The organism is Pseudomonas sp. 8209, assembly GCF_028682105.1.
In the GTDB taxonomy this organism is placed as follows: domain Bacteria; phylum Pseudomonadota; class Gammaproteobacteria; order Pseudomonadales; family Pseudomonadaceae; genus Aquipseudomonas; species Aquipseudomonas palmensis.
Genome location: NZ_JANIAH010000010.1, coordinates 156,081 through 181,918, shown reverse-complemented (window position 1 = coordinate 181,918; position 25,838 = coordinate 156,081). Strand labels below are relative to the sequence as shown.

The 25,838-nt window shown below is 64.4% G+C and carries 28 protein-coding genes and 1 pseudogene; 17 read left to right on the top strand and 12 right to left on the bottom strand.

Annotation, left to right across the window (positions count from 1 at the left end; all coding sequences use genetic code 11):
* The first annotated feature begins 109 nt into the window (after positions 1-109).
* The 6 genes from hemA to NP552_RS21645 all read left to right on the top strand — a co-directional run bounded on the left by hemA (position 110) and on the right by NP552_RS21645 (position 5,463).
* Entirely contained in the window at positions 110-1,387 is a 1,278-nt protein-coding gene (hemA, locus tag NP552_RS21670; RefSeq protein ID WP_043864331.1) for a glutamyl-tRNA reductase, read from the top strand.
* Entirely contained in the window at positions 1,384-2,466 is a 1,083-nt protein-coding gene (gene prfA / locus NP552_RS21665) for a peptide chain release factor 1 (RefSeq protein WP_054916244.1), read from the top strand. The genes hemA and prfA overlap by 4 nt, the downstream gene beginning before the upstream one ends.
* Positions 2,467-3,297: a peptide chain release factor N(5)-glutamine methyltransferase gene (prmC, locus tag NP552_RS21660; protein ID WP_058540645.1), complete on the top strand. Its 831-nt coding sequence runs from the start codon at positions 2,467-2,469 to the stop codon at positions 3,295-3,297.
* Positions 3,291-4,046: a molybdopterin-synthase adenylyltransferase MoeB gene (locus tag NP552_RS21655; RefSeq protein ID WP_054916242.1), complete on the top strand. Its 756-nt coding sequence runs from the start codon at positions 3,291-3,293 to the stop codon at positions 4,044-4,046. The genes prmC and NP552_RS21655 overlap by 7 nt, the downstream gene beginning before the upstream one ends.
* The gene (murI, locus tag NP552_RS21650) at positions 4,039-4,830 is read left to right on the top strand and encodes a glutamate racemase (protein WP_274097144.1); all 792 of its coding nucleotides are present in this window, start codon (positions 4,039-4,041) and stop codon (positions 4,828-4,830) included. Before NP552_RS21655 ends, murI begins: the two co-directional genes overlap by 8 nt.
* A gap of 114 nt (positions 4,831-4,944) precedes the next feature.
* Positions 4,945-5,463, top strand: a complete 519-nt coding sequence (locus NP552_RS21645; RefSeq protein WP_043864335.1) for an acyloxyacyl hydrolase — start codon at positions 4,945-4,947, stop codon at positions 5,461-5,463.
* Between the two features lie 57 nt (positions 5,464-5,520).
* On the opposite strand, the gene NP552_RS21640 is transcribed toward NP552_RS21645, so the two are convergent.
* The 5 genes from NP552_RS21640 to NP552_RS21620 form a co-directional block, all read right to left on the bottom strand.
* Positions 5,521-6,222: an SDR family NAD(P)-dependent oxidoreductase gene (locus tag NP552_RS21640; protein WP_274097143.1), complete on the bottom strand. Its 702-nt coding sequence runs from the start codon at positions 6,220-6,222 to the stop codon at positions 5,521-5,523.
* Positions 6,223-6,232: 10 nt separating this feature from the next.
* On the bottom strand, positions 6,233-7,660 hold the full coding sequence (gene phrB, locus NP552_RS21635; protein ID WP_274097142.1) for a deoxyribodipyrimidine photo-lyase: 1,428 nt from the start codon (positions 7,658-7,660) through the stop codon (positions 6,233-6,235).
* 28 nt (positions 7,661-7,688) lie between these two features.
* The gene (locus tag NP552_RS21630; RefSeq protein WP_274097141.1) at positions 7,689-8,579 is read right to left on the bottom strand and encodes a MerR family transcriptional regulator; all 891 of its coding nucleotides are present in this window, start codon (positions 8,577-8,579) and stop codon (positions 7,689-7,691) included.
* Positions 8,569-9,525 (bottom strand): YbgA family protein, encoded by a 957-nt coding sequence (locus NP552_RS21625; RefSeq protein WP_054916238.1) that lies wholly within the window; start codon positions 9,523-9,525, stop codon positions 8,569-8,571. Before NP552_RS21625 ends, NP552_RS21630 begins: the two co-directional genes overlap by 11 nt.
* 112 nt (positions 9,526-9,637) lie before the next feature.
* The gene (locus tag NP552_RS21620; protein WP_043864339.1) at positions 9,638-10,624 is read right to left on the bottom strand and encodes an NAD(P)/FAD-dependent oxidoreductase; all 987 of its coding nucleotides are present in this window, start codon (positions 10,622-10,624) and stop codon (positions 9,638-9,640) included.
* 185 nt (positions 10,625-10,809) lie between these two features.
* Between NP552_RS21620 and NP552_RS21615 the strand changes: the two genes are divergently transcribed.
* Positions 10,810-11,712, top strand: a complete 903-nt coding sequence (locus NP552_RS21615; protein WP_043864340.1) for a TIGR01777 family oxidoreductase — start codon at positions 10,810-10,812, stop codon at positions 11,710-11,712.
* Positions 11,713-11,724: 12 nt separating this feature from the next.
* The gene (gene hemH / locus NP552_RS21610; protein WP_043864341.1) at positions 11,725-12,741 is read left to right on the top strand and encodes a ferrochelatase; all 1,017 of its coding nucleotides are present in this window, start codon (positions 11,725-11,727) and stop codon (positions 12,739-12,741) included.
* Positions 12,742-12,828: 87 nt separating this feature from the next.
* Here hemH and NP552_RS21605 read toward each other — a convergent pair whose 3' ends face one another.
* Together NP552_RS21605 and upp are read right to left on the bottom strand one after the other, a co-directional pair.
* Entirely contained in the window at positions 12,829-14,103 is a 1,275-nt protein-coding gene (locus NP552_RS21605) for a uracil-xanthine permease family protein (RefSeq protein ID WP_043864342.1), read from the bottom strand.
* A gap of 2 nt (positions 14,104-14,105) precedes the next feature.
* Positions 14,106-14,744, bottom strand: coding sequence for a uracil phosphoribosyltransferase (upp, locus tag NP552_RS21600; RefSeq protein WP_054916236.1), 639 nt, complete (start codon positions 14,742-14,744; stop codon positions 14,106-14,108).
* A 165-nt stretch (positions 14,745-14,909) separates the two neighbouring features.
* Here upp and NP552_RS21595 point away from each other — a divergent pair, with 165 nt between their 5' ends.
* The 3 genes from NP552_RS21595 to NP552_RS21585 all read left to right on the top strand — a co-directional run bounded on the left by NP552_RS21595 (position 14,910) and on the right by NP552_RS21585 (position 16,448).
* Complete coding sequence (locus NP552_RS21595; protein ID WP_043864344.1) at positions 14,910-15,467, top strand: hypoxanthine-guanine phosphoribosyltransferase; 558 nt, start codon at positions 14,910-14,912, stop codon at positions 15,465-15,467.
* A gap of 154 nt (positions 15,468-15,621) precedes the next feature.
* On the top strand, positions 15,622-16,089 hold the full coding sequence (locus NP552_RS21590) for a hypothetical protein (protein WP_274097140.1): 468 nt from the start codon (positions 15,622-15,624) through the stop codon (positions 16,087-16,089).
* A gap of 71 nt (positions 16,090-16,160) precedes the next feature.
* Positions 16,161-16,448 (top strand): PA4642 family protein, encoded by a 288-nt coding sequence (locus NP552_RS21585; RefSeq protein WP_054916234.1) that lies wholly within the window; start codon positions 16,161-16,163, stop codon positions 16,446-16,448.
* 54 nt (positions 16,449-16,502) lie between these two features.
* Here the strand turns inward: NP552_RS21585 and mqo are convergent, their stop codons facing one another.
* Positions 16,503-18,008: a malate dehydrogenase (quinone) gene (mqo, locus tag NP552_RS21580; RefSeq protein WP_043864347.1), complete on the bottom strand. Its 1,506-nt coding sequence runs from the start codon at positions 18,006-18,008 to the stop codon at positions 16,503-16,505.
* A 791-nt stretch (positions 18,009-18,799) separates the two neighbouring features.
* Between mqo and NP552_RS21575 the strand changes: the two genes are divergently transcribed.
* Positions 18,800-19,384: a YajG family lipoprotein gene (locus NP552_RS21575; protein ID WP_274097139.1), complete on the top strand. Its 585-nt coding sequence runs from the start codon at positions 18,800-18,802 to the stop codon at positions 19,382-19,384.
* Between the two features lie 72 nt (positions 19,385-19,456).
* On the opposite strand, the gene NP552_RS21570 is transcribed toward NP552_RS21575, so the two are convergent.
* On the bottom strand, positions 19,457-19,663 hold the full coding sequence (locus NP552_RS21570; protein ID WP_043864349.1) for a hypothetical protein: 207 nt from the start codon (positions 19,661-19,663) through the stop codon (positions 19,457-19,459).
* Between the two features lie 163 nt (positions 19,664-19,826).
* Here NP552_RS21570 and NP552_RS21565 point away from each other — a divergent pair, with 163 nt between their 5' ends.
* Positions 19,827-20,087, top strand: coding sequence for a hypothetical protein (locus NP552_RS21565; RefSeq protein ID WP_054916233.1), 261 nt, complete (start codon positions 19,827-19,829; stop codon positions 20,085-20,087).
* Between the two features lie 107 nt (positions 20,088-20,194).
* Here the strand turns inward: NP552_RS21565 and NP552_RS21560 are convergent, their stop codons facing one another.
* Entirely contained in the window at positions 20,195-21,358 is a 1,164-nt protein-coding gene (locus NP552_RS21560; RefSeq protein WP_043864351.1) for a 1-acyl-sn-glycerol-3-phosphate acyltransferase, read from the bottom strand.
* 123 nt (positions 21,359-21,481) lie between these two features.
* On the opposite strand from NP552_RS21560, the gene NP552_RS21555 reads away from it, so the two are divergent.
* The 3 genes from NP552_RS21555 to NP552_RS21545 are packed head-to-tail and all read left to right on the top strand — an operon-like array spanning position 21,482 to position 22,554.
* Positions 21,482-21,664, top strand: coding sequence for a CPXCG motif-containing cysteine-rich protein (locus NP552_RS21555; RefSeq protein ID WP_054916232.1), 183 nt, complete (start codon positions 21,482-21,484; stop codon positions 21,662-21,664).
* Positions 21,664-21,924 carry a putative signal transducing protein gene (locus NP552_RS21550; protein WP_054916231.1) on the top strand — a complete coding sequence of 87 codons (261 nt, stop codon included), beginning with the start codon at positions 21,664-21,666 and terminating at the stop codon, positions 21,922-21,924. The genes NP552_RS21555 and NP552_RS21550 overlap by 1 nt, the downstream gene beginning before the upstream one ends.
* 9 nt (positions 21,925-21,933) lie before the next feature.
* Positions 21,934-22,554: an SOS response-associated peptidase gene (locus NP552_RS21545; RefSeq protein ID WP_043864354.1), complete on the top strand. Its 621-nt coding sequence runs from the start codon at positions 21,934-21,936 to the stop codon at positions 22,552-22,554.
* A gap of 85 nt (positions 22,555-22,639) precedes the next feature.
* On the opposite strand, the gene NP552_RS26175 is transcribed toward NP552_RS21545, so the two are convergent.
* A complete protein-coding gene (locus NP552_RS26175; RefSeq protein WP_370409190.1) occupies positions 22,640-23,383 on the bottom strand; it encodes a methyl-accepting chemotaxis protein in 744 nt (247 codons plus the stop codon).
* 111 nt (positions 23,384-23,494) lie between these two features.
* Positions 23,495-23,698 (bottom strand): annotated as a pseudogene (locus tag NP552_RS26170) (HAMP domain-containing protein); the annotation flags it as partial.
* A gap of 1,237 nt (positions 23,699-24,935) precedes the next feature.
* Here NP552_RS26170 and NP552_RS21535 point away from each other — a divergent pair.
* Positions 24,936-25,751, top strand: coding sequence for a M48 family metallopeptidase (locus NP552_RS21535; protein ID WP_043864476.1), 816 nt, complete (start codon positions 24,936-24,938; stop codon positions 25,749-25,751).
* Positions 25,752-25,838 lie beyond the last annotated feature (87 nt).

Below are 25,838 nucleotides of genomic sequence, written 5' to 3'. Positions count from 1 at the left end.
CGATGGGGCTTTTGGATACAGACTATAAGAGACAATAACGAGCGGTGGTTGTTCTCTATCCGGCGAAGTAGGACAATTATCGGCTTCTCGTCACAATCAGCGACCTTGAATGGCCTTTCTTGCCCTCGGTATCAACCATAAGACTGCCTCGGTAGACGTACGCGAGCGCGTGGCGTTTACGCCCGAGCAGCTGGTCGAAGCCTTGCAGCAGCTGTGTCGACTGACCGCCAGCCGCGAAGCTGCGATCCTTTCGACCTGCAATCGCAGCGAACTGTACATCGAACAGGATCACCTGGCGGCGGACAGCGTACTGCGCTGGCTGGCCGATTATCACAAGCTGAGCCTGGATGAACTGCGCGCCTGCGCCTATATCCATGAAGATGATGGCGCCGTGCGGCACATGATGCGGGTGGCCTCCGGGCTCGACTCGCTGGTGCTGGGCGAGCCGCAGATCCTCGGCCAGATGAAATCGGCCTATGCCGTGGCGCGCGAGGCCGGCACCATCGGCCCGCTGCTGGGGCGCCTGTTCCAGGCGACCTTCAGCGCCGCCAAGCAGGTGCGTACCGATACCGCCATCGGTGAAAACCCGGTGTCGGTGGCATTTGCCGCCGTGAGCCTGGCCAAGCAGATCTTCAGCGACCTGGGCCGCAGCCAGGCCCTGCTGATCGGTGCCGGCGAAACCATCACGCTGGTGGCGCGACACCTGCACGAGCAGGGCGTGCGCCGCATCGTGGTGGCCAACCGCACGCTGGAGCGCGCCAGCACCCTGGCCGAGCAGTTCGGTGCCCATGCGGTGCTGCTGTCGGACATCCCGCAGGAGCTGGTCAACAGCGATATCGTGATCAGTTCCACCGCCAGCCAGTTGCCGATCCTGGGCAAGGGCGCGGTCGAGAGTGCGCTCAAGCAGCGTCGGCACAAGCCGATCTTCATGGTCGACATCGCCGTGCCCCGCGACATCGAGGCGCAGGTGGGCGAGCTGGACGACGTGTACCTGTACACCGTCGACGACCTGCACGATGTGGTGGCCGAAAACCTCAAGAGCCGCCAGGGCGCCGCCCAGGCCGCCGAAGAGCTGGTCACCGTGGGCGCCGAGGACTTCATGCTGCGCCTGCGCGAGCTGGCTGCGGTGGATGTGCTCAAGGCCTACCGCCAGCAGAGCGAGCGCCTGCGCGACGAAGAGCTGCAAAAGGCCCAGCGCCTGCTGGCCAACGGCAGCAACGCCGAAGAGGTGCTGGCGCAGCTGGCCCGCGGCCTGACCAACAAGTTGCTGCACGCGCCGAGCGTGCAACTGAAAAAGCTGTCTGCCGAAGGCCGCCTCGATGCGCTGGCCATGGCCCAGGAACTCTTTGCCCTCAACGAGGGCTCCACGGATAAAACCCCGCAATGAAAGCGTCGCTGCTGAATAAACTGGACACGCTCCAGGACCGTTTCGAGGAATTGACCGCCCTGCTGGGTGACGCCGAAGTGATTTCGGACCAGACGCGCTTTCGTGCCTACTCGCGCGAATATGCCGAGGTCGAGCCCGTGGCACAGACCTACGCGCAGTGGCGCAAGGTGCAGGCTGACCTGGAGGGCGCCCAGGCCTTGCTCAAGGACAGCGACCCGGACCTGCGCGAAATGGCGGTCGAGGAAGTGCGCGAGGCCAAGGAGCAACTGGCCGCTATCGAAGGGCAACTGCAACGCATGCTGCTGCCCAAGGACCCCAACGACGGGCGCAACGTGTTCCTCGAGATCCGTGCCGGCACGGGTGGCGACGAGGCGGCGATCTTCTCCGGCGACCTGTTCCGCATGTACTCGCGTTATGCCGAGCGTCGCGGCTGGCGCCTGGAAATCCTCTCCGAGAACGAGGGCGAGCACGGCGGCTACAAGGAAATCATCGCCCGCGTCGAGGGCGACAGCGTGTACGGCAAGCTCAAGTTCGAGTCTGGCGCACACCGCGTGCAGCGGGTGCCGGAAACCGAGTCCCAGGGCCGCATCCACACCTCCGCGTGCACCGTGGCGGTGCTGCCCGAGCCCGACGAGCAGGTGGCCATCGAGATCAACCCGGCCGACCTGCGGGTGGACACCTACCGCTCCTCCGGCGCGGGCGGCCAGCACGTGAACAAGACCGACTCGGCCATCCGCATCACCCACTTGCCCACCGGCATCGTGGTCGAATGCCAGGAAGAGCGCTCGCAGCACAAGAACCGCGCCCGTGCGATGTCCTGGCTGTCGGCCAGGCTCAACGACATGCAGACCAGTGCCGCGCAGAACGCGATCGCCAGCGAGCGCAAGCTGCTGGTGGGCTCGGGTGACCGCTCCGAGCGTATCCGTACCTACAACTATCCACAGGGCCGGGTGACCGATCACCGCATCAACCTGACCCTGTACTCGCTGGATGAAGTACTGGCGGGCGGCGTCGATGCGATCATCGAGCCGCTGCTGTCCGAATACCAGGCCGATCAACTGGCCGCACTGGGTGAGTAAATGACCATCATTGCCAGCCTGCTGCGCGGGGCGCAGCTACCCGACTCGCCCACCGCGCGCCTGGATATCGAGCTGCTGCTGGCTGCGGCCATCGGCAAATCGCGCAGCTACCTGCACACCTGGCCCGAGCGCATCGTCAGCAGCGAAGCGGCCGCAACCTTCGCCACCTACCTGCAGCGACGCAGCGAAGGCGAGCCGGTGGCCTATATCCTCGGCCAGCAGGGTTTCTGGAAGCTGGACCTGGAGGTGGCCCCGCACACGCTGATCCCGCGGCCGGACACCGAGCTGCTGGTGGAGGTCGCCCTTGAGCTGCTGCCGGCAACGCCATTGCAGGTGCTCGATCTGGGCACCGGCAGCGGCGCCATCGCCCTGGCCCTGGCCAGCGAGCGCGGCGGCTGGCAGGTGACGGCCGTCGACCGGGTGCCCGAAGCCGTGGCCCTGGCCGAGCGCAACCGCCAGCGTTTGCAGCTGGACAACGCCAAGGTGCTTGCCAGCCACTGGTTCGACGCCCTGCAAGGGCAGCGCTTTGCGCTGATCGTCAGCAATCCGCCCTACATCGCCGAGCAGGACCCGCACCTGGCGGCCGGCGACGTGCGCTTCGAGCCCAGCAGTGCGCTGGTGGCCGGCAGCGACGGGCTCGACGACCTGCGCCAGATCATCACACAGGCCCCGCAGCACCTGCTGCCCGGCGGCTGGCTGCTGCTGGAACATGGCTATGACCAGGCTGCAGCGGTGCGCGAACTGCTGGCGCGACACGGGTTCGAGCAGATCCAGAGCCGCACCGACCTTGGCGGCCATGAGCGCATCAGCCTCGGGCGCCTGGCATGCTGAACGACGAGGAGCTGTTGCGCTACAGCCGGCAGATCCTGTTGGCCCAGGTGGATATCGACGGGCAGTTGCGCCTCAAGGGCAGCCGGGTACTGATCGTCGGCCTGGGCGGCCTGGGTTCGCCGGTGGCGCTGTACCTGGCGGCGGCCGGGGTCGGCGAGCTGCACCTGGCCGACTTCGACACGGTCGACCTGACCAACCTGCAACGCCAGGTGATGCACGACACGGCCGCCGTGGGCCTGAGCAAGGTCGATTCGGCCATGGCCCGGCTGCAGGCGATCAACCCGCAGGTCGCCCTGGTTGCCCATCGCCAGGCCCTGGATGACGACTCCTTGGCCCAGGCGGTGGGGGCGGTCGACCTGGTACTGGACTGCTGTGACAACTTTGCCACCCGCGAGGCGGTGAACGCTGCCTGCGTCGCGGCCGGCAAGCCGCTGGTCAGCGGTGCGGCCATTCGCCTGGAAGGCCAGCTGTCGGTGTTCGATCCGCGCAACCCGCTCAGCCCCTGCTACCACTGCCTGTACGGGCATGGCAGCGAAGCCGAGCTGACCTGCAGCGAAGCCGGTGTGCTCGGCCCGCTGGTAGGCCTGGTGGGCAGCCTGCAGGCGCTGGAGGCCTTGAAGCTGCTGGCCGGGTTTGGCGAGCCGCTGGTGGGTCGCCTGCTGCTCGTCGATGCCCTGGGAACGCGGTTTCGCGAGCTGCGGGTCAAGCGCGACCCGGCCTGCAGCGTGTGTGGCGCCGGCCATGCATGAAGCGCCGGTCGGGGTGTTCGATTCCGGCGTGGGCGGCCTGTCGGTGCTGGCGGAAATCAGCCGCCTGCTGCCCGACGAGTCGCTGCTGTATGTGGCGGACTGCGGGCATATTCCCTATGGCGAGAAGTCGCCCGAGTTCATCCGCCAGCGCTGCCGCCTGGTAGCGGAGTTCTTTCAGCAACAGGGCGCCAAGGCCATGGTGCTGGCCTGCAACACCGCCACCGTGGCGGCGGTGGCCGATCTGCGCGAGCGCTACCCGCACTGGCCGCTGGTGGGCATGGAGCCGGCGGTAAAGCCGGCGGCAGCGGCCACCCGCAGCGGTGTGGTAGGGGTGCTGGCAACCACCGGCACCCTGCAGAGCGCCAAGTTCGCCGCGTTGCTGGACCGCTTTGCCAGCGACGTTCGTGTAGTTACCCAGCCGTGTCCGGGGCTGGTGGAACTGATCGAGGCGGGCGACCTGGACAGCCCCGCGCTGCGCCAGTTGCTGCAGGGCTATGTCGAGCCGCTGCTGGCCGCCGGCTGCGACACCCTGATCCTGGGCTGCACCCATTACCCCTTCCTGAAACCGCTGCTGGCGCACATGGTGCCGCCTGCCGTGGCCATCATCGATACCGGCGCTGCCGTGGCCCGGCAACTCCAGCGTTTGCTGGGTGAACGGGACCAGCTGGCCCACGGCCCGGCGCAGCCTGCGCAGTTCTGGACCAGCGGCAGTCCGGCACATTTGGTAAAGATTCTGCCGATGTTGTGGAATAAATCTGACAGTGTGCGAAGCTTCGACTTGTAAAAAAACTGTGAAAAATGCATTTTTTTCCTGAACTATCGTACTACTGCCGATTTCTATTCAATCGTCTGATGAGACACAAAACCACAACAGCATTTAGGAAAAGGGACGTTTCTCATGAAGAAACTGCTTTGCTTGGCTGCGATTGCAGCCGTTACCCTGGGGCACTCTTTCACCGCAAACGCCGCTGACGCCTCGTTTTCCGTAGGGCAGACCGGTGACTCGACCATGGTCTATCGCCTTGGGCTGCAGTCCAACTGGGACGCCAGCTGGTGGCAGACCAGCGTCGGCCGCGTGACCGGCTACTGGGACGGTGCCTACACCTACTGGGACGGCGACAAGACTTCCAGCAACCACAGCCTCTCGTTCGCGCCCGTGTTCGTCTACGAGTTCGCCGGTGAGTCGGTCAAACCCTACATCGAGGCGGGTATCGGTGTAGCGGCCTTCTCCAGCACCAAGCTTGAAACCAACAAGCTCGGCTCGTCGTTCCAGTTCGAAGACCGCATCGGGTTCGGCTTGCGCTTCGCGGGCGGACACGAGGTAGGCGTGCGCGCCATCCACTATTCGAACGCGGGCCTGCAAAGCCCCAACGATGGCGTGGAAAGCTATTCGCTGCACTACCGCATGCCGCTCTGACGGTCGGCCGGTACCCTGCACCACGAAAAAGGCCCTGACTTGCGTCAGGGCCTTTTTTCATTTTGGCAGCGGCCACAGCTCATTGACCGCCAGCGCCTGCAGGGTCAACTGCTGCGGACGTTCGCCCAGGCGTTGCAGGATGGCGCTGGCAGCCGAACTGGCGTCCCACTCATCCGAGATGGCAGTGGCTGTGTTCATGGCCTGTGCAGGTGTCTGAGGGGCCACGATGGTCAGGTCGATGCCGTGTGCGACCAGCAGGGGGCGGGCGTCTTCGAACAGTGACGCGATGCTGTTGGCAGGGCGCCGCGGCTGGCCGGGCTCGCCCAGCTGCAGGGCAGAGTACGCACTGAGAATCCCCACCACCTGCGGGGCGCGCCCCTTGTCCAGAAGGGGGAGCGCGCCATCGAGGCAGTGCGAGGCGGCGGCCAGGTTGCTTCGCACCACGTCCTGCAGCAGTGTCTGGGTAATCGGCAACGGCAGGTAGTCGCAGGTGCCGGCGTTGACGATCAGGCCGTCGATGGCCTGCCATTGTTCGGTCAGGGTGGCGCAGGCGCGCCTGGCCTGCGGCAACTGGTGCAGGTCGCCGGCAAGTACAAGGACCCTACCGGGATAGTCGGTCTCAAGGGGGTGTGCATCGTCGCGATTGCGAACACTGAGCGCCACCTTGCAGCCCTGTTCAAGCAGCGCCTCTGCCAAGGCATGCCCAAGTCCGTTGCTGGCACCGGTAATCCAGATGCGCCGAGGTCGATCACTGCTCAAGATCCTTTCCTCAATCGTTGCGTTTAGGTAAGTGTTTGAACGCATCCAGTGCGCGTTGGCGACTAGAACTTAAGTCTACAATTGCATGAGGATAGACATCTATTGCAAACAAATCGTTCTGGACATTGGGTAAATGGACGGCCTTGTGGTCCAGTTTGCCGCGTTCAGGCAGCCAGTGCTTCAGAAATCGCCCTGCAGGGTCGAAGCGTTGCGACTGGCTCACCGGATTGAAGATCCGAAAGTAGGGCACGGCGTCGGTACCGGTCGAGGCGCTCCACTGCCAGCCGCCGTTGTTGGCGGCCAGGTCGCCGTCGATCAGGTGGCGCATGAAGAAGCGTTCGCCTTCACGCCAGTCGATCAGCAGGTTCTTGGTCAGAAACATGGCCGTGACCATGCGCAGGCGATTGTGCATCCAGCCTGTGGCGAGCAACTGGCGCATGGCCGCATCCACGATAGGGATGCCGGTGCAGCCCTGTTGCCAGGCCAGCAGGTCCTGTGGCGCGTTGCGCCAGGGCAGGGCTTCGGTATGTGACCTGAAGGCACGGTGGCGGGAAACCTGCGGGTAGCCCACCAGAATGTGCTTGTAGAACTCGCGCCACAGCAGTTCGTTGATCCAGGTGATGGCGCCGGCATTCCCGCTGTCGAATTCGCCGAAGTTGCAGGCCAGGGCGGCATGCAGGCACTGGCGGGGGGAGATCACCCCGGCGGCGAGGTAGGCCGACAGCTGGCTGGTGCCAGGTACGGCAGGAAGGTCGCGCTGTACCGGATAATCCTCAATGGCCTCGTCGACAAAGCGCGCCAGGCGGCGCGCGGCTTCATCCTCGCCTGCCGGCCACAGCGTGCGCAACGCGTCGGGCGGTGTCTCGAAGCCGGCCACCTGGGTGGGGACGGTGTCGCTGGCAATGGCCAGCCGGGCCTGGGCTGCCGGCGCCGATACCCGTGAGGGAAGCCCCAGGTGAAGGCGTTCGTAGCACACCTTGCGAAACTGGCTGAACACCTGGAAGTAACCGCCGCTGCGGGTCAGGATGCTGCCGGGCTTGAACAGCAACTGGTCCAGGTAGCTGTGCACCTGGATGTCGGCCTGGCGCAATGCCTGCTGCACGGCCTGATCGCGACGTTGTTCGTGTACCCCGTATTCCTCGTTCAGGTGCACGGTACTGACCGCATGTTGCCTGCACAGCGCGAGCAGCACCCGAGGTGCATCGGCCCACTGGTCGGCATGCACAATCAGCAGGGGAATGTTCAGGGCGTCCAGTGACTGGCGCAGGCTGTGCAGGTTGCGCAGCCAGAAGTCCACCTTGCACGGGGCGTCGTCGTGGGCGAGCCACTGCCCGGGGCTTACCAGCCACACCGCCAGGGTGGGGCCGCGCGAGCAGGCAGCGGCCAGCGCAGTGTTGTCGTGAACGCGCAAGTCGTTGCGCAGCCAGATCAGTTGCATACGAAATCCTGTGAATGTGGGGGAGACGTCAGGTGGCCAGCAGGCCCAGCAACAGGGCGGGCAGCGCCACCACAGAGGACGGCAGTTGCACGTTGCCTGCCTGCAGGCCCGCCGCCTCGGCATGCTCCTTGTAGAGCGCGGCCATGCTGCCCAGCAGCAGGGTCGGCAGATCGATCGCATTGAGGCTGCGCTGCAGTTCACGCGGATCGAGCGCCGCGTTCAGGCACATCACCAACGCACAGGGTTTGAGCTGCTGCACGGCAAACGCCAGCTCTCGAGGTGGCAGCGGCCAGTCGAATACCTCGACCGCGCAGCCGGCATCACTGAGCAGCCAGGCGCACAGCCACAGCTGCGGGTCGAATGGCAGGGCCGAGGCGTTGACCAGCAGGGCGGGCGCGGCGTTCAGCTGACGATTGTTGTGATACACCCGCACGCCAAGTTTGCTGCGCAGCCAGGTATGGAAGAACACCTGCTCCATGCGGGCGGCAAAGTGCCCGTGCCAGCGGGTGTCGAGTTCTTGCAGCAACGGCAGCAACAGTTGCTCGCACAGGGTGGCGGCGGGGTAGAGGGCCATGGCCTGGTTGAACAGCTGGTCGAGTCGGCGTTCGGCCAGTTGCGCGATGCAGTCGACCAGTTGCAGGCGCAGGGTGTGCCAGTCGTCGTTGCCGGGTGCGGGTTGCACTGCTGGGGAGGTGTCGAGCAGCGGTTTGACCTGGCCCACCGCGATACCGCGGTTGAGCCATTGCAGAATCTGCTGGATGCGCTGCACGTGTGCGGCGCTGTAGAGCCGGTGACCCTTGCCGGTGCGCTGCGGCACGATCAGCCCGTAGCGACGCTCCCACGCGCGCAGGGTCACGGGGTTGACCCCGGTCAGGCGGGTGACTTCACGAATGGGCAGCAGGTCGTCTTCAGATGGCATTGCGCAGGCTCAGGTTTTCCGGGTGCGGTTGCAGATAGACCTGCTGCATGAGGTAGGGATCGGGGTGGCGGCGCAGGTGGTGCTTGAGCAGGGTCAGCGGCACCACCAGCGGGACGATGCCGGCCTGGTACTGCTCGATCAGGGCGCGGATTTCCTGTTTGTCGCGGGGGTCGAGAAACCGGCGCAGGTAGCCGCTCAGGTGCATCAGCACGTTGCCGTGGGTGCCGCGACTGGCGCAGCGGCTCAGGGCGCTCATCAGCTGGCTGAAATACCGTGGGCCGATCTGGGTGGGGTCGTCCTGGCGCTGCATGCTGCCCAGCAACTTGCCCAGCACCTTGTACTGCTGGGGGTTGTGCGCCATCAACTGGTACTTGTAGCGCGAGTGGAAGGCGATGAGGGCATGACGACTGAGCCCGCCTGCCAGCAATTGCTGCCAGTCGGCGTAGGCATACACGCGGGTGATGAAGTTTTCCCGCAGTACCGGATCGCACAGCCGGCCATCCTCTTCGACCGGCAGGTCGGGGCGCTGGGCGCAGAACCGTGCGGCGTACAGGCCGCGACCGCCTTCGGTGGCCGGGTAGCCGTTGGCCTGGTACACCTTGACCCGTTCCAGGCCGCAGGATGGCGATTTCTGCATGAAGATGTAGCCGCAGATGTCGGTCAGTTGCCCGGCCATTTCTGCGCCGTAGGCATCCAGTGCCTGGCTGACGTCCAGGCTGGCATCGCGGCTACCCACGGCCCTGGGGTTGGCCGGGTCACCGGTCAGGCGGATGGCCTGGCGAGGTGTGCCCAGGCCGATGGCGACCTCGGGGCAGATGCCGATGAAGTCGAAGTGCTCGGCCAGCACTTCATTGCACAGGCGCGAGGCCTTGTGCCCGCCGTTGTAGCGGACCTCTTCGCCGGTCAGGCATGCACTGATGGCAATCTTTGGTCTGGTGGCCGCCATGGTCGCTCTCGACTGAAATTTGTACAGAAACAAAATTATGTACAGCTTCGCTCATCATAGATAACGCGTTGTACAAGTCAAATGTTCTGTACAGCTTCAGCCGGTGCAGGGGTCATTCCAGGTGTTCGAGCAGGCGCCGCGCCGCTTCCTGGCCGCTGAGCCATGCGCCCTCGACGCGCCCCGACATGCACCAGTCGCCGCAGGCGTACAGGCCCAGGTCGGCATCGGCCAGGGCGCCCCATTCATGGCTGCTGCTCGGGCGGGCATACAACCAGCGATGGGCCAGGGTGAAGGTGGGGGCCGGCACGGCGCAGCCCACCAGTTCGGCGAAGTTGCCCAGCAGGTGCTCGATCACGGCCTCGCGCGACAGGTCGATGTGTTGCTTGCTCCAGCTGGCCGTGGCGTGCAGAACCCAGGTGTCGAGTTTTTCGTCACGCCCGGGCTTGCTGCGGTTGCGCGCCAGCCAGTCGAGGTCGCAGCCCTGCACGAAGCAGCCCTGCATGGGGGTGTCCAGGGGAGTATCGAAGCCCAGCGCAATGGCCCAGGTGGGCTCCATCTGCACGCTGGCGGCCATGCCGGCCAGCTTGGTGGTGGCGCTGAGCAGCTGCGTGGCCTGGGGCGCCGGCACCGCAATGATGACGCGGCTGAACGGCCCGTGGCTGCCGCCCTCGGTGTCCTGCAGGTGCCAGTACTGCTTGCCGCGGAACACCTCGGCAATGCGGCAATTGAAGTTGACGGTGACATCCTTGAGCAGGCCGCGGGTGATGGCGCTCATGCGCGGTACACCCACCCAGCGGATCTGCTCGTCCGGCGAGGGGGTCAGCTGACCTTCGCGGTAGTTGTACAATTGCGGCTTCCATTCGGCCGCCCAGCCCTTGGCCTGCCAGGCCTGGACCTGTTCGACGAAACGTCGGTCGCGGGCCGTGAAGTACTGCGCGCCCAGGTCCAGGGCGCCGGCTTCGCTGCGTTTGCTGGCCATGCGTCCGCCACTGCCGTGGCCCTTGTCGAACAGGTGCACGGTGTGCCCGGCCTTCTGCAGGGCCTGGGCGGCGGACAGGCCGGCGATGCCGGCACCGATGATTGCGATAGGAACAGTCATGATGGCCTCTTCGAACCTTTTGGAAACAGCCTACGCTGCCCGACAAGCCTGTACAATATCTCCAGCTTGTATAAGATGATTCCGCTCGACGTTGCAGGTTGGCCTATGTTTATCCGAGAGCGTTCGGTCAAAAAAGTGCCTTGAACTTAAAAATAGACCAGCGCGCGCCATGTGAGGACACAGCCATGCATATATTGCTGACCGGTGGTACGGGCCTGATCGGCAGACACCTTTGCCGCTTCTGGCTGGACAAGGGTTACCGCCTGACGGTGTGGAGCCGGCGTCCGGCGCAGGTCGCTCAGGTGTGCGGGGCAGGGGTGCGCGGCATTGCCCGGCTCGACGAACTGGGCGAGGAGCCGGTGGACGCCGTGGTCAACCTGGCCGGTGCGCCGATTGCCGATCGCCCCTGGACGTCGCACCGACGCGCGCTGCTATGGGCTAGCCGCATCACCCTCACCGAGCAGTTGATCGCCTGGCTGCAAGGCCGGCAGCAGCGCCCTGCGGTGCTGATCTCGGGGTCGGCGGTGGGGTGGTATGGCGATGGTGGTGAGCGCGAGCTGACCGAGCTGTCGCAGCCGGTCAAGGAGGACTTTGCCAGCCAACTGTGCATTGCCTGGGAAGAAACCGCGCTGCGCGCCGAGGCCCTGGGCATGCGGGTGGTGCTGGTGCGTACCGGGCTGGTGCTGGCGGCCGAGGGCGGCTTTTTGTCGCGCCTGCGCCTGCCGTTCAAGCTCGGGCTGGGCGGGCCGATTGGCAGTGGTCGCCAGTGGATGCCGTGGGTCCATCTGGACGACCAAATCGCCCTGATTGATTTTCTGTTGCAGCGCGAGGATGCCAGCGGTCCTTATAATGCCTGCGCGCCGGAGCCGGTGCGCAACCGTGAATTTGCCCGACGCCTGGGGCGCGCGCTGCACCGCCCGGCGTTCATGCCGTTGCCGGCGCTGGTACTGCGCGCCGGGCTCGGCGAACTGTCGGTATTGCTGCTGGGTGGCCAGCGGGCGCGCCCGGTGCGCTTGCTGGCGGCAGGCTTCACGTTCCGTTACAACGATGTGCAATCGGCGCTGGATGACTTGTCCGCGCGCCTCTGAAAAGGATGTTGCATGACCGATCATGCTCTGCTGCTGGTCAACCTGGGTTCACCGGCTTCCACTTCCGTCGCCGACGTGCGTCGTTACCTCAACCAGTTTCTGATGGACCCGTATGTGATCGACCTGCCGTGGCCGGTGCGTCGCCTGCTGGTCTCGCTGATCCTGATCAAGCGTCCGGAGCAGTCGGCCCACGCCTATGCTTCCATCTGGTGGGAGGAAGGCTCGCCGCTGGTGGTGCTGACCCGGCGCCTGCAGCAGGCCATGGGCGCGCACTGGGCCCACGGGCCTGTGGAAATCGCCATGCGCTATGGCGAGCCTTCGCTGTCCACGGTGTTGCAGCGTCTGGCCGGCCAGGGCGTCACCAAGGTGACCCTGGCGCCGTTGTACCCGCAGTTTGCCGACAGCACCGTGACCACCGTGATCGAGCAGGCCAAGGCCGTGGTGGCCGAGCACAAGCTGGCATTGCAGATGCCGGTGCTGCGTCCGTTCTATGACCAGCCGCTGTACATCGACGCGCTGGTGGCCAGTGCCAGGCCGTACCTGGAGCAGGGCTTCGATCACCTGCTGCTGAGCTTTCACGGTTTGCCCGAGCGGCACCTGAAGAAACTCGACCCTACCGGTTCGCATTGTTTCCAGAATGCCGACTGCTGCCGCAACGCTTCGCCCGAGGTGCTGGCGGTGTGTTATCGCGCGCAGTGCCTGCGTTCGGCACAGTTGTTCGCGCAGAAGATGGGCCTGGCCGAGGGCCAATGGTCGGTGTCGTTCCAGTCGCGGCTGGGCCGGGCCAAGTGGATCGAACCCTACACCGAGGCGCGCCTGGACGAGCTGGGCAAGGCAGGCGTCAAGAAGCTGCTGGTGATGTGCCCGGCGTTCGTGGCCGACTGCATCGAGACGCTGGAAGAAATCGGCGATCGCGGGCGCGAGCAGTTTGTCGAGGCGGGCGGGCAAGAGCTGGTGCTGGTGCCGTGCCTGAATGATCACCCGCAGTGGGTGGAGGCGCTTACGCAGTTGTGTGAGCAGGCGGGTTAGGTAGTGCAGCGTTCGCCGGCAAGGCCGGCTCCTACAGGTTTGCGCGAACCCCTGTAGGAGCCGGCCTTGCCGGCGAAGCGTTTCAGATCAAGGCAAATGGTCGTCCAGCACCTTGTTCTTCCAGCCGTCATTGCCCGGCAGCAGCAGGTTGAGCGCAATGGCCACCACGGCGCACAGAGCGATACCCTTCAGGCCCCAGTCGTCCGGGCCGGTACCGGTGCCGACCAGCACACCGCCAATCCCGAACACCAGGGTCACCGAGACGATCACCAGGTTGCGCGCTTCGCTCAGGTCGATCTTGTGGCGGATCATGGTGTTCATGCCCACTGCCGCGATCGAGCCGAACAGCAGGCACAGGATGCCGCCCATCACCGGCACCGGAATGCTCTGCAGCAACGCGCCGAACTTGCCGACGAAGGCCAGGCTGATGGCGAACACGGCCGCCCAGGTCATGATCTTGGGGTTGTAGTTCTTGGTCAGCATCACCGCGCCGGTCACTTCGGCGTAGGTGGTGTTGGGCGGGCCGCCGAACAGGCCGGCGGTGGTGGTGGCGATGCCGTCACCCAGCAGGGTACGGTGCAGGCCGGGCTTTTTCAGGTAGTCGCGACCGGTCACACTGCCCACTGCAATCACGCCGCCGATATGCTCGATCGCCGGGGCCAGGGCCACCGGTACGATGAACAGGATCGCCTGCCAGTTGAAGGCCGGCGCGGTGAAGTGCGGCAGGGCCAGCCAGGGGGCGGCGGCGATCTTGGCGGTGTCGACCACACCGAAGTAGAACGACAGGCCAAAGCCCACAAGCACCCCGGCAATGATCGGCACCAGGCGGAAGATGCCCTTGCCGAACACCGCCACGATGAGGGTGGTGAGCAGCGCTGGCATCGAGATCATCATCGCGGTGCTGTAGGGCAGCAGTTCGGCGCCGTCGCCGGCCTTGCCCATGGCCATGTTGGCAGCAATCGGCGCCATCGCCAGGCCGATCGAGATGATCACCGGGCCGATCACCACCGGCGGCAGCAGGCGGTCGATGAAGCCGGTGCCCTTGATCTTCACGGCCAGGCCCAGGAAGGTGTAGACGAACCCGGCCGCCATTACCCCGCCCATGGTCTCGGCCAGGCCGAACTGGCCCTTGGCGAGAATGATGGGGGTGATGAAGGCAAAACTGGAGGCGAGGAACACCGGCACCTGACGGCCAGTGACCACCTGGAACAGCAGAGTCCCCAGGCCCGCAGTGAACAGCGCAACGTTGGGGTCGAGGCCGGTAATCAGCGGCATCAGCACCAGCGCGCCGAATGCCACGAAGAGCATCTGCGCGCCGGAGACGACCTGGCGCCAGAGCGGGTCGTTGAACTCGTCCTGCATGTTCAGGTGTCCTTCTGCTTGGTGCCGAAGATCTTGTCGCCTGCATCGCCCAGGCCGGGAATGATGTAGCCGTGTTCGTTCAGGCGTTCATCGATCGAGGCGGTGTAGATGTGCACGTCGGGGTGTGCACCCTCGACCGCCGCGATGCCTTCGGGCGCTGCCACCAGCACCATGGCGCGGATGTCCTTGCAGCCGGCCTTCTTCAGCAGGTCGATGGTGGCGATCATGGAGCTGCCGGTGGCCAGCATCGGGTCGATGATCATGGCCAGGCGCTCGTCGATCTCGGGTACCAGTTTTTCCAGGTAGGTGTGCGCTTCGAGGGTTTCCTCGTTGCGGGCAACGCCCACGGCGCTGACCTTGGCGCCCGGGATCAGGCTGAGCACGCCGTCGAGCATGCCGATACCGGCGCGCAGGATCGGCACCACGGTGATCTTCTTGCCGGCGATCTTCTCGACCTGTACGGTGCCGCACCAGCCTTGAATGTCGTAGCTTTCCAGCGGCAGATCCTTGGTTGCCTCGTACGTCAGGAGCGCGCCGACTTCCTGGGCGAGTTCGCGAAAATTCTTCGTGCTGATATCGGCGCGGCGCATCAGGCCGAGCTTGTGACGGATCAGCGGATGGCGGATCTCACGGGTTGGCATAGGGAAAGGCTCCGGGGGGCGGGCAAAAAAACCGCGCTAGAGTAATCTATTCGGCCGCAGGTGTCCTATAGGCATTGTGCACGTTAGTCCATAAATGCTTGATCTGATGCGTGAGGGTGCGTACCTTTGCCCGCTTTTCTCAACCGCAGCCCCCTGGAGAGCGTCATGTCCGCTGATCTCGAGCATATCCGTCAAGTCATGCGTGAAGCAGACTGCCTGCACAGCGAAGCCGAAGTCGAAGCGGCCATTGCCCGTGTGGGCGCGCAGATCACCGCCGACCTGGCCGACCGCAACCCGGTGGTGTTCTGCGTGATGAACGGTGGCCTGATCTTCTCCGGCAAGCTGCTGACCCATTTGCAGTTCCCGCTGGAGGCGTCCTACCTGCATGCCACGCGCTACCGCAACCAGACCAGCGGCGGTGACCTGTTCTGGAAGGCCAAGCCCGAAGTGTCGTTCATCGATCGAGAAGTGCTGATCATCGACGACATCCTCGACGAAGGGCACACCCTCAGCGCCATCATCGACTTCTGCAAGCATGCCGGTGCCAAGGCGGTGTACAGCGCGGTGCTGGTGGACAAGGACCACGACCGCAAGGCCAGCCCTGACCTGAAGGCCGACTACTGCGGTTTGAGCTGCGTTGACCGCTATGTGTTCGGCTACGGCATGGACTACAAGGGCTACTGGCGCAATGCGGCGGGTATCTATGCCGTGAAGGGCATGTAAAACCGGGTGGGAGCTGACTTGGCCCGCGAAAGGGTCGATGTGGTATCAGCTATTTGCGGTGCCTGCAGCGCAGGTCAGGCCCGCTCCCACAAGAGGCCGTCAGCTTCGTACATTTCTCATGCTAGAGTGCCAGGCCGCCCCCAAGGAGCCTGCCATGCGCGCCATCCTCGCCCTCCTGCTGCTGACCAGCCTGCCCCTGGCCGCCGCGCCGCTGCACAGCCAGTTCCTGCCGCCCGACGACCTTACCCTGCGCCAGGAAACCCCCGAAGCCCAGCAACTGCTGCAGGTGAACCAGTATTCGGTGGTGGTCGGCAACCAGCGACAGTCCAACCAGCAACCGATACCGGTCACGGCACCGGTGCTGATGCGCCTCAAGGGCAAGCCCCTGAACAAGGGCGCCACCATCAGCGAGGTGCTGATCAGCTTCGACGGCGAAGGCAAGAGCCTGCGCAAACCGGCGTTCGACGCCAAGAGCCGCACCCTGACCCTCAACTATCCCGCCAGCCAGTACCGGGTGATTCTCGACCTGCTGCGCAACGACACCCTGTACGTGCAGTTCCTCAGCTATGCCAACGGTCATATCTGGGCCGATGTGCACACCGGCACCCTACGCGCGCGTTGAGCCACAGCGCTGCCGGGGGGTAAACTGCCGGCCCGTGAAAAATGTCCGTGATGGTTCAGTTGGAGTCGGCAATGCGTAAAGACAAGAAGCAAGTGATTGGTGATGAGATCAGCGACGACTACATCAAGTCGTTTCTCCAGTTCGAACCGGCCGATGCCAGCTCGCCCTCGCACCACAAACTGATCAAGGCCTATCGCGGCCTGCGCATCGATGACTTCGAACGTTTCGTCGGCTTCTTCGTCGAGGCCGGATACGATGTGGACGGCAAGGACGAGCACGGCAACACCTTCGCCCAGGTGATCGGCGACCAGCGCAATGCGCCCGAGTACATCGAGATCATCGACAGCGCCCGCAAGTGAGTACATCGCAGCCATGAAAAAACGCCCCGAGGGGCGTTTTTTCATGCATCACGCTTACGCGTAGCTTTGCGTCGGCTGGTTCTCGACCAGGCCCAGGGCCTCGTCGTTCTGCGCGCTGATCTTGTGGTACAGCGCAGCGTCGGTCGCCAGGACCTTCTCCCGTGCCGGGAAGATCTCGTTGAGCTTGGCCGCCCAGGCGCCCTTGGCCTGCTCGGGGAAGCAGCGTTCGATCAGTTCCAGCATGATCGACACGGTGACCGAAGCACCCGGCGAGGCGCCCAGCAGGGCGGCCAGCGAGCCGTCCTTGGCCGCCACCAGTTCGGTACCGAACTGCAGGATGCCGCCTTTTTTCGGGTCTTTCTTGATGATCTGCACCCGTTGCCCGGCCACTTCCAGGCGCCAGTCTTCGGCCTTGGCTTCAGGATAGAAGCGACGCAGCGATTCCAGGCGCTGTTCCATCGACTGCATTACCTCGCTGACCAGGTACTTGGTCAGGTCGAAGTTGTCGCGGGCCACGGCCAGCATCGGCCCGATGTTGCCCAGGCGCACCGACAGCGGCAGGTCGAGGAACGAGCCGTGCTTGAGGAATTTGGTGGTGAAGCCGGCGTACGGGCCGAACAGCAGCGAGGTCTTGCCGTCGACGACGCGGGTATCCAGGTGCGGTACCGACATCGGCGGCGAACCCACGGCGGCCTGGCTGTAGACCTTGGCCTGGTGGCGCTTGACCACCTCGGGGTTGTCGCAGCGCAGCCACTGGCCGCTGACCGGGAAACCGCCGAAGCCCTTGCTCTCCTCGATGCCCGACAGCTGCAGCAGCGGCAGGGCCGCGCCACCGGCGCCGAGGAACACGAAGCGGGCATCGACGTCGCGGCTGCTGCCGCTGTTGACGTCCTTGATGGTGACGGTCCAGCCGCTGCCGTTACGGCGCAGGCCGGTGACCTTCTTGCTGTACTTGACCTGCGACTCGGGGGTGTCGGCCAGGTGCTTGAGCAGCTTGTTGGTCAGGGCGCCGAAGTTGACGTCGGTGCCTTTCATCACGCGGGTGGCGGCGATGTGCTGGTCGGCGGGGCGGCCCGGCATCATCAGCGGCATCCACTCGTTCATCAGCGCCTTGTCTTCGGTGTATTCCATCTCGGCGAAGGCGTGGTGAGGCTTGAGCGATTCAAAGCGCTTTTTCAGGAACGCGACGCCCTTGTCACCTTCGACGTAGCTCAGGTGCGGGATCGGGTTGATGAAGGCACGCGGGTTCTTGAAGGCGCCCTTTTTGCTCAGGTAGGCCCAGAACTGCCGGGATACCTCGAACTGGGTATTGATGTGCACCGCTTTCTTGATGTCGATGCTGCCGTCGGCGGCCTGCGGCGTGTAGTTCAGCTCACACAGCCCGGCATGGCCGGTCCCGGCGTTGTTCCACGGGTTGGAACTTTCCGCGGCACCCGAATCCATCAACTCGACGACTTCCAGCTTCATCGCCGGGTCGAGTTCCTTGAGCAGTACGGCCAGGGTGGCACTCATGATGCCGGCCCCTACCAGTACTACATCGACTGCTTCGTTCTGCGCCATTAACGCGTCTCCAAAAATCTTCAGCACCAAATTGACAGCATGGCTCCCAGGCTTGGCCGGGATTTCCATGTCCGCTACTTCGCAGGTTTTTCAACTTCCGCGGACACCACCAACCGGGCTTTGCGTTGCCTATGAACGCATTTTACCGCCCGTGCGGCAATTCGACTTATGGTCAAGGTGTCCATCGTGCGCTATGGACCGGCCTTAGTCACCCATCGCAGATGAGTGCTGTTGCCAGCTGTTTGGGGCTTTCAGGGACGCAGTTGCTGCTTTTACACATGCCAGACTGTTCATTGCTCGCCACACTCTCGTGAAGTTGTGAAAACCGTTTTTTCACGCTCTTTTGGAGTCGTGAACCTCAAAAAGGGTGTGCACGATGGCAAACCCGGCAGGTTCAGGCAGAGCAGAGCGCCGAAGGAACGCGGGCACACCAGCTTGGCAAGACCTGTGTGGGCGGCTCTCTGTGGGCGATTCGGGGATGCCGATGCAATGGCATTGGCGGTGCTGCGAGGCCCGATCAGGAGACGTCCTTATAATCGGGGGGAGATTATAACGAGGTCGCGGGCAGAAACGATCTTTATTAACGACTTTTGTTGCGCTTTGCTTCGCCGGCCACGCCGTGGCGGGCTGGCCTGCAGGGGGCAGGCGGCTGAACAGAGCGTTCACCGGCGCAGGTGGGCAGTCTACGCGGTCGATGATGAAACGATTGTGACAGTGGCTGGCCCCGATGGCTGGGGTGGTCCCGGGTGGTTATACTGGCGACCTTTGCTGCTATTCCTGGAGAGATGAGCATGTTGCAACGTTTGTTGTTCGGTTTGATCGCTGTCACCAGCCTGACCCTGGTCGGTTGTGCCCACAGCCCGCAACAACTCAGCCCGCAACCCAAACTCACTGCCCAGCTCGCGCCCGTGGGTCGTGGCCAGCCGGTGGTGGTCAAGGTGGTCGATGGTCGTCCTTCGCAAACCCTGGGTACCCGCGGCGGGCTGTACCCGGAAACCAGCGCCATCACCGTGAACGGCAATGACATCGTGCCCAAGCTGCAGGCCCAGGCCGAGGCAGCGGTGCGCCTGCTGGGCTTCACGCCCACGGCGAACGCCTACAACGCCCCGCAGCTGAACGTGACCCTGGCCGAGCTGAAGTACCAGTCGCCCAAGGAAGGCCTGTACGTGACCGAGGCCACCATCGGCGCCACCTTCCGTGCCGACGTGTCCAATGCCAACCGCCGCTACAGCGGTCGCTACGGCGCCTCGCTGGACCAGCGCTTCGGCATGGCGCCCAACCAGGAAACCAACACCAAGCTGGTGGGTGACGTGCTCAGCGACGCCCTGACCCGCCTGTTCAAGGACCCGACGGTCGGTCAGGTACTGGGCGAGTAAACTCGCTGACGGCAAACGAAAAAGCCCGATGCCTCGTTGCAGGCATCGGGCTTTTTAGTGGGCGTGACCTGCTCAGGCGGCTTCGACGTAGAAGTCCAGCAGGCTGATGCCGGTGCCCTGGTCGACCTCCGGCAGGTCATGGTGGGCATGCCCGCCAAGTGCGCAGTACACCAGCCACTGGCGGTCCTGGACGTTGAACGCCAGGCCGTCGATCAAGGCCTGTTGTTCATCGCTGGGGGCGATCAGATAGAGGCGATCCTGGTTTTCGGCGTGCAGCATGACAAGCTCCCTGAGTGTTGAAGGGCAATAGAGTGGCTTGTCGGGATGACGAACGTGTGACGGCCGGATTTAATTGTCATCGGTCGCAAAGTACGAGAGAGCCGCTGGCGCTTGGGTAGAATGCGCGGCGTGTCGAGGTCTGGTTTTTTATCGAGGTTGTGCGATGTCGTTGCAAGTGATGTGGGGGCTGCTGGCGGCCCACCCGGCCAAGCTGATCAATGTGCTGGCCTTGTTGATTACCTGCCCTGGCGGGTTGCTGTTGCAAGCGGCGCGGCGTCGTGGCGCGCAGGCGCTGGCGGGGCTGGCGCGTGATGAGGTGATGGTGGAGGGGATGAACCTGCGGGTGAACCGGTTCTACTACATCCTGGGGTTTTCGTGCCTGGCGATGGCGCTGCTGCTGTCGTGGTTCAGTACCTGGATCTGAGGTGAAGCCATCGCGGGTCAAGCCCGCTCCCACATGTTCTGCACTGTACTCAAGGCCAGTGATATCCCTGTGGGAGCGGGCTTGACCCGCGATACGGGCGACGCGCTCTAGAGCGCCAACCCCGCCTTGACGCGGTACTGGTTGCGCACCGGCATCGCATACTGCAGCACCAGGTACGGCTGGTGTTCCACCGGGCAGGCATCCAGGCGCCGCTGCCACTCGGCCTGGGCTCGGGCCAGCTCATCGGCCGGGAACACCTCGGCGGCCCTGGGCACCTGCAACTGCGGGTCGGCATCGGCCCACTGTGCATACGCCAGGTAATGTACCGGGAACAACCGGTAGCCACCCAGTATCTGCCGATCGATTTCCGCCGCCAGTTGCTTGGTGTCTTCGAAGTACTCGCTCACCGGCGGGGCGAAGTTGATGTGCACGCGACCTTTGTAGCCGGTGATGCCCTGGGCGATGCTCACGTCATCCTCGCCAGGCGCCTTGCTGTAGGTGCCGGTGGTGGCGCGGATGTACAGCTCGCGGGCCTTGGCCTGGTCGCACGGGTCGTACTCGTAGCTGATCGACACCGGGCTCAGGTTCAGCGACTGGATCACTGCGCCGAACGGTTCGTCCTTGCGGCTCATGTGGAACATCTTGAGGATCGCCGAATCGGTGCGGTCGTCACCATCCTTGGCGCGGCCCTCGGCCTGGGCGATCCAGATCGAGGCGCAGTCGTTGCGGATTGAGTGGTTGATGTAGGCCGACAGCAGCTGATAGGCCGCCAGCTTTTCGCGCCGCCCGGTGATCGAGCGGTGCACGATGAAGCTCTTGTTCAGGCGCATCATGTCGCTGACGAACGGCTTTTGCAGCAGGTTGTCGCCGATCGCGATGCGCGGGGTCGGCAGGCCGGCGTGGTACACCGCATAGTTGACGAAGGCCGGGTCCATCACGATGTCGCGGTGGTTGGCCAGGAACAGGTAGGCACTGCCGGACTTGAACTGCTCGACACCGGTGTAGGTCACCCCGTCGGTGGCGCGGTCGATGGTGTGGTCGACGTAGTATTCGACCTTGTCCTGCAGGGTCGATACGCAACTGACCCCGGCAAATTCCTTGCGCAAGCGCCGAGCGATCAGCGGCTTGAGCAGCCAGCCGAAGGCCCCGGCCATGCGCGGGAAGCGAAAGTGGGTGAGGATATCCAGAAATGCCGGGTCGCTGAGCAGGCGCGCCAGCACGGCGGGCACCTCGGCGTCGTTGTACGGTCGGATGGCATCGAATTCGCCCATCATGCTCTCTTGTTGGAAACGGCTAGGGTAATAGTAGGGCTGCGGACTGAAAAACGGCTCAGACACCGGCAAGGCCTGTAAATAGACCGGCAATTATACGCACAAGTCACCTGGGAGACTGCGATGGTGGAATCTGCTTTCTATGATTGTCCTTACTGTGGTGAGCAAGTGGAAACCACCGTTGACCTGTCCGGTGGCGACCAGAGCTATATCGAGGACTGCCAGGTCTGTTGCCGGCCGATCGTGTTCGTGCTGCAGGTGCATGGCGAGGAGTGGATGCTGGACGTCAAGCGCGAGGACGAGTGATGCAGCGTATCTACGAGCCGGAAAGTCTGCTGGAGGCCGAGCTTCTGATCGGCATGCTGCGCAGCGAAGGGATCAAGGCGCACCTGAGTGGGCGCGACCTGATGGGCGCCGTGGGCGAGCTGCCGATGCAGGGGCTGCTGGGCCTGGCGGTGCCCGATGCGCAGGCCGAATACGCACGCCAGCTGATCGCCGCGTACAATGGCGCCCAGCCGCTTCCTGGCGACGAGCCGGAGAGTCTTCCGGGAATACTGATTTGCTAGGTTTTGCTCATGTGTGGACGTTACGCCCTGTTTCGCTGGTCTTCGGCGTTTGCCGCGCTGCCCGGGTTCCCGCCTGACCAGCAGGCGCAATGGAACATCTCGCCCGGCGCCTCGGTGCTGATCCAGCGTCAGCGCGAAGGCCAGCTGGAGCTGGCGCGGGCGCGCTGGGGGCTGACCCCGGCGTGGCTGACCGACCTGTCGCGCACCCCGGCCCAGGCGCGCGCCGAGACCCTGGCCGAGCAACCGATGTTTCGCGAAGCGTTTCGCCTGCGCCGTTGCCTGCTGCCGGCCAACGGCTTCTACGAGTGGCGCGGCACCGCGCGCAAGCGGCCTTACTGGCTGACGCCGGGCGAGGGGTCTTCGCTGTTCTTTGCCGGCGTGTGGGAGGCCTACCCGGTGCAGGACCAGGTGTGGCTGAGCACGGCGGTGGTGACCCAGGCCGCAGTCAACCAGCGCCGGCCGCTGATTCTGGATGCGGCAGGGCAGGCCGCGTGGCTGGACCCGCAGACGCCGCTGGTGAAGTTGCAGGAATTGCTCGCTGGCCCGCAGGCCGCCTTGCGCGAGCGGGTGCTGGCGAACCTGGTGAATGATCCGAAGTTGAATGCGCCGGAGTGCCTGACCCCGGCGTAAGTGGTGAGCCCTTCGCCGGCAAGGCTGGCTCCTACAGGCACTGCATGCCCCTGTAGGAGCCGGCCTTGCCGGCGAAGCTTCTGGCTCAGACGCGAAACTGATTGATCAACCGCCGCTGCTGCTCCGCCAGCTTGGTCAGCTCCGCGCTCGCTGTGCTTGACTCATCCGCCCCGCCAGCCACTTCATTGGCCACCTGGCCGATATTGATCACGTTGCGGTTGATGTCCTCGGCCACTGCACTCTGCTCCTCCGCCGCGCTGGCGATCTGGGTGTTCATGTCGTTGATCACCGACACCGCCCGGGTGATGCTCTCCAGCGCCTGGGCCGCCTGCGCCGCCTGTTGCACGCTGACTTCGGTCTTGCCCTGACTGTCCTCCATTACCTGCACCACATCCCGCGTGCCCTGCTGCAGCTGCTGGATCATCTGCTGGATCTCTTCGGTAGCCTGCTGGGTCTTCTGCGCCAGGTTGCGCACTTCATCGGCCACCACGGCAAACCCGCGCCCCTGTTCACCGGCTCGCGCCGCCTCGATGGCCGCGTTGAGCGCCAGCAGGTTGGTCTGTTCGGCAATTGCACGAATCGCCACCAGGATCGCGTTGATGTTCTCGCTGTCACGTGCCAGGGCCTGTACCACACCCACCGCACGGCCGATCTCCTCGGCCAGGGCGCTGATCGAGGTGGAGGTGTTGCGCACGATCTCCAGGCCCTGGTTGGCGGCCTGGTCGGCATTGCTGGCCGCTTGCGCCGCATGGGTGGCATTGCGCGCCACGTCCTGGGCGGTCGCGGTCATTTCATGCACCGCAGTGGCCACCAGGTCGATTTCGGCCATCTGCTTGTGCACGCCCTGGTTGGTGCGAATGGCGATGTCGGCGGTGTGCTCGGACGAGTCGCTGACCTTCTGCACCGACACCACCACCTGGCTGATCATTGCCTGCAGCTTGCTCAGGAATGTATTGAAGCCACGGGCGATGGCGCCCAGTTCGTCGGCGCGATCACTGCTCAGGCGCCGGGTCAGGTCACCTTCGCCCTGGGCGATGTCGTCCAGCATGCCGACCATCTGGCGCAGCGGCCGGGCGATGCCGTGGGCCAGCAGCCAGATCACCAGCAGGCCAAGCCCGGCGATGCCCAGGCCGACCACGATCATGCCGGTGAGGTCGGTGCTGCGCTGGGCGCTCATTTCGCGCTGCAGCGCGTCGAGGTCGGCCATCACCGCGCTGACCGGCAGTTGCAGCAGCAAGGTCCAGCGCGAGGCGGTGTTGCCCACGGCAAATGGCACGAACAGCTCGATCTGTCCGCTGGCATGGTCGATTTCGTAGTGCAGCGCCTTGCCCGACAGGTTGCCGAGCACCGCCACTTCATTGGGTTGCAGCACATCGCTGGCTTTTTTGCCGAACGTGCTCGCATCCTTGGTGTAGGCCACCACGCGTCCGTTGTTGGACAGCAGCGCCATCTCGCCCGCGCCGTCATACAGCTGGGCGTCGGCGGCCTTGAGCATATCCTGGATGAAGTTCAGCGACAGGTCGGCGGCGGCGATGCCCTGGAACTGGCCGTTGACCATGATCGGCTCGACGAACGAGGCCAGCATCACGGTCTTGTTGCCCACCTGGTACGGGGCCGGGTCGATGGCGCAGGCCTTGCCGGTCTCCTTGGAACACAGGTAGTACTCGCTGGTGCGCACGCCTGTGGGCAGCAGGGTACGGTCGTCCACATCCTGGAGTTTGTCGAGGGTCAGGCTACCGTCGTCGTTACGGTACCACCACGGCAGAAAGCGCCCGCTCTGCGGGTTGACGCCCGCCAGCGTGCTGCCTGCATAGCGGGCATCGTCGTGGTCCAGCGCATTGGGCTCCCAGCCCACGTAAACGCCCAGCAACAGCGGGTTGTCCAGGGCGGTCTGCCTGAGCAGGGCGATCATCTGTTCGCGTTCGAGCTTGAGCTGCGGGTTGCCGGCAGCATCCTGCATGCCGATCAGGGCATTGGTGGTGGCCAGGCCGCGGGCGATCAGCAGCGGCGCCTCGAGGCTGCGCTGGATCTGGCTGACCTGGGTCTGGGCCAGGGCCGTCAGGCGTTGCTCGATCACTGCCTCGAACTGTTGCTGGGTGCGGTTGTGCACCAGCGTCTGGGTGCGGGCACCGGAATACACTGCGTATAGCACCAGTGCTGCAACGATGCTCAGCACGATGGCACCGGCCAGCGCGGCCACGGAAAACTGGATCGACTTGAACTTCATGGGAGCTCCGAGCGCAAAGAGGGTCGCCTGTCTGGGCGTTATCGGCGCGCCGGGGGCAAAGCATGAGTGTGGCGATGCAATTCTTCGCGAACGGCTGTAGCGCGTTTATGATGCGCGGCCTAGGATACGCCGCATGTTCGAAGGGAGTGTTTTCATGCGTAGATCAGTTGTTATCGGTGCCCTGAGCGCCAGTGTGCTGCTGGCCGGTTGCCAGGCCGTGAACACCACCAGTGGTGGAGCGGTGGGCGTGGAGCGCAAGCAGTACATGTTCAGCATGCTGTCGACCGATGAGGTCAACCAGATGTACGCGCAGTCGTACCAGCAGACCCTGGGCGAGGCATCCACCAAAGGTATGCTCGACAAGACCAGTGCCACCGCCAAGCGGGTGCAGGCCATTGCCGATCGGCTGATCGTGCAGGCGCCGAAGTTCCGCCCCGATGCGGCGCAGTGGAAATGGGAAGTCAACCTGATCAAGAGCGACGAGCTCAATGCCAACTGCGGCCCGGGTGGCAAGATCATTTTCTATACCGGCCTGATCGACAAGCTCAAGCTGACCGACGACGAGATCGCGGCGGTAATGGGCCACGAAATCGCCCACGCCCTGCGCGAGCATGGTCGCGAGGCGATGTCCAAGGCCTATGGTGTGGAGATGGCGCGCCAGGGCGCAGGTGCTCTGTTCGGCCTGGGCCAGGACAGCCTGGCGCTGGCCGACACCGTGGTGCAGTACAGCATGACCTTGCCCAACAGCCGCAGCAACGAGAACGAAGCCGACCTGATCGGCCTGGAGCTGGCGGCGCGTGCGGGCTACAACCCGAATGCGGCGATCAGCCTGTGGAACAAGATGACCGAAGCGTCGGGTGGTTCGCAGCCTGAGTTCATGAGCACTCACCCGGCTTCGAGCAGCCGTATCGCGTCGTTGCAGGCGGCGATTCCCAAGGTGATGCCGTTGTACGAGCAAGCCAGAAAATAGCGCCGTGACCTTCGCCGGCACTGTCGGCTCCTACCTGAACCTGTAGGGGCCGGCCTTGCCGGCGAATGCTTCACACGCTAGCCGGTA

Excerpts from the sequence above, each read along its gene's own strand:
- hemA (WP_043864331.1), top strand. The coding sequence starts at position 110 with ATGGCCTTTCTTGCCCTCGGTATCAACCATAAGACTGCCTCGGTAGAC.
- prfA (WP_054916244.1), top strand. The coding sequence starts at position 1,384 with ATGAAAGCGTCGCTGCTGAATAAACTGGACACGCTCCAGGACCGTTTC.
- prmC (WP_058540645.1), top strand. The coding sequence starts at position 2,467 with ATGACCATCATTGCCAGCCTGCTGCGCGGGGCGCAGCTACCCGACTCG.
- NP552_RS21655 (WP_054916242.1), top strand. The coding sequence starts at position 3,291 with ATGCTGAACGACGAGGAGCTGTTGCGCTACAGCCGGCAGATCCTGTTG.
- murI (WP_274097144.1), top strand. The coding sequence starts at position 4,039 with ATGCATGAAGCGCCGGTCGGGGTGTTCGATTCCGGCGTGGGCGGCCTG.
- NP552_RS21645 (WP_043864335.1), top strand. The coding sequence starts at position 4,945 with ATGAAGAAACTGCTTTGCTTGGCTGCGATTGCAGCCGTTACCCTGGGG.
- phrB (WP_274097142.1), bottom strand. The coding sequence starts at position 7,660 with ATGCAACTGATCTGGCTGCGCAACGACTTGCGCGTTCACGACAACACT.
- NP552_RS21630 (WP_274097141.1), bottom strand. The coding sequence starts at position 8,579 with ATGCCATCTGAAGACGACCTGCTGCCCATTCGTGAAGTCACCCGCCTG.
- NP552_RS21625 (WP_054916238.1), bottom strand. The coding sequence starts at position 9,525 with ATGGCGGCCACCAGACCAAAGATTGCCATCAGTGCATGCCTGACCGGC.
- NP552_RS21620 (WP_043864339.1), bottom strand. The coding sequence starts at position 10,624 with ATGACTGTTCCTATCGCAATCATCGGTGCCGGCATCGCCGGCCTGTCC.
- NP552_RS21615 (WP_043864340.1), top strand. The coding sequence starts at position 10,810 with ATGCATATATTGCTGACCGGTGGTACGGGCCTGATCGGCAGACACCTT.
- hemH (WP_043864341.1), top strand. The coding sequence starts at position 11,725 with ATGACCGATCATGCTCTGCTGCTGGTCAACCTGGGTTCACCGGCTTCC.
- NP552_RS21605 (WP_043864342.1), bottom strand. The coding sequence starts at position 14,103 with ATGCAGGACGAGTTCAACGACCCGCTCTGGCGCCAGGTCGTCTCCGGC.
- upp (WP_054916236.1), bottom strand. The coding sequence starts at position 14,744 with ATGCCAACCCGTGAGATCCGCCATCCGCTGATCCGTCACAAGCTCGGC.
- NP552_RS21595 (WP_043864344.1), top strand. The coding sequence starts at position 14,910 with ATGTCCGCTGATCTCGAGCATATCCGTCAAGTCATGCGTGAAGCAGAC.
- NP552_RS21590 (WP_274097140.1), top strand. The coding sequence starts at position 15,622 with ATGCGCGCCATCCTCGCCCTCCTGCTGCTGACCAGCCTGCCCCTGGCC.
- NP552_RS21585 (WP_054916234.1), top strand. The coding sequence starts at position 16,161 with ATGCGTAAAGACAAGAAGCAAGTGATTGGTGATGAGATCAGCGACGAC.
- mqo (WP_043864347.1), bottom strand. The coding sequence starts at position 18,008 with ATGGCGCAGAACGAAGCAGTCGATGTAGTACTGGTAGGGGCCGGCATC.
- NP552_RS21575 (WP_274097139.1), top strand. The coding sequence starts at position 18,800 with ATGTTGCAACGTTTGTTGTTCGGTTTGATCGCTGTCACCAGCCTGACC.
- NP552_RS21570 (WP_043864349.1), bottom strand. The coding sequence starts at position 19,663 with ATGCTGCACGCCGAAAACCAGGATCGCCTCTATCTGATCGCCCCCAGC.
- NP552_RS21565 (WP_054916233.1), top strand. The coding sequence starts at position 19,827 with ATGTCGTTGCAAGTGATGTGGGGGCTGCTGGCGGCCCACCCGGCCAAG.
- NP552_RS21560 (WP_043864351.1), bottom strand. The coding sequence starts at position 21,358 with ATGGGCGAATTCGATGCCATCCGACCGTACAACGACGCCGAGGTGCCC.
- NP552_RS21555 (WP_054916232.1), top strand. The coding sequence starts at position 21,482 with ATGGTGGAATCTGCTTTCTATGATTGTCCTTACTGTGGTGAGCAAGTG.
- NP552_RS21550 (WP_054916231.1), top strand. The coding sequence starts at position 21,664 with ATGCAGCGTATCTACGAGCCGGAAAGTCTGCTGGAGGCCGAGCTTCTG.
- NP552_RS21545 (WP_043864354.1), top strand. The coding sequence starts at position 21,934 with ATGTGTGGACGTTACGCCCTGTTTCGCTGGTCTTCGGCGTTTGCCGCG.
- NP552_RS26175 (WP_370409190.1), bottom strand. The coding sequence starts at position 23,383 with ATGGCCGAAATCGACCTGGTGGCCACTGCGGTGCATGAAATGACCGCG.
- NP552_RS21535 (WP_043864476.1), top strand. The coding sequence starts at position 24,936 with ATGCGTAGATCAGTTGTTATCGGTGCCCTGAGCGCCAGTGTGCTGCTG.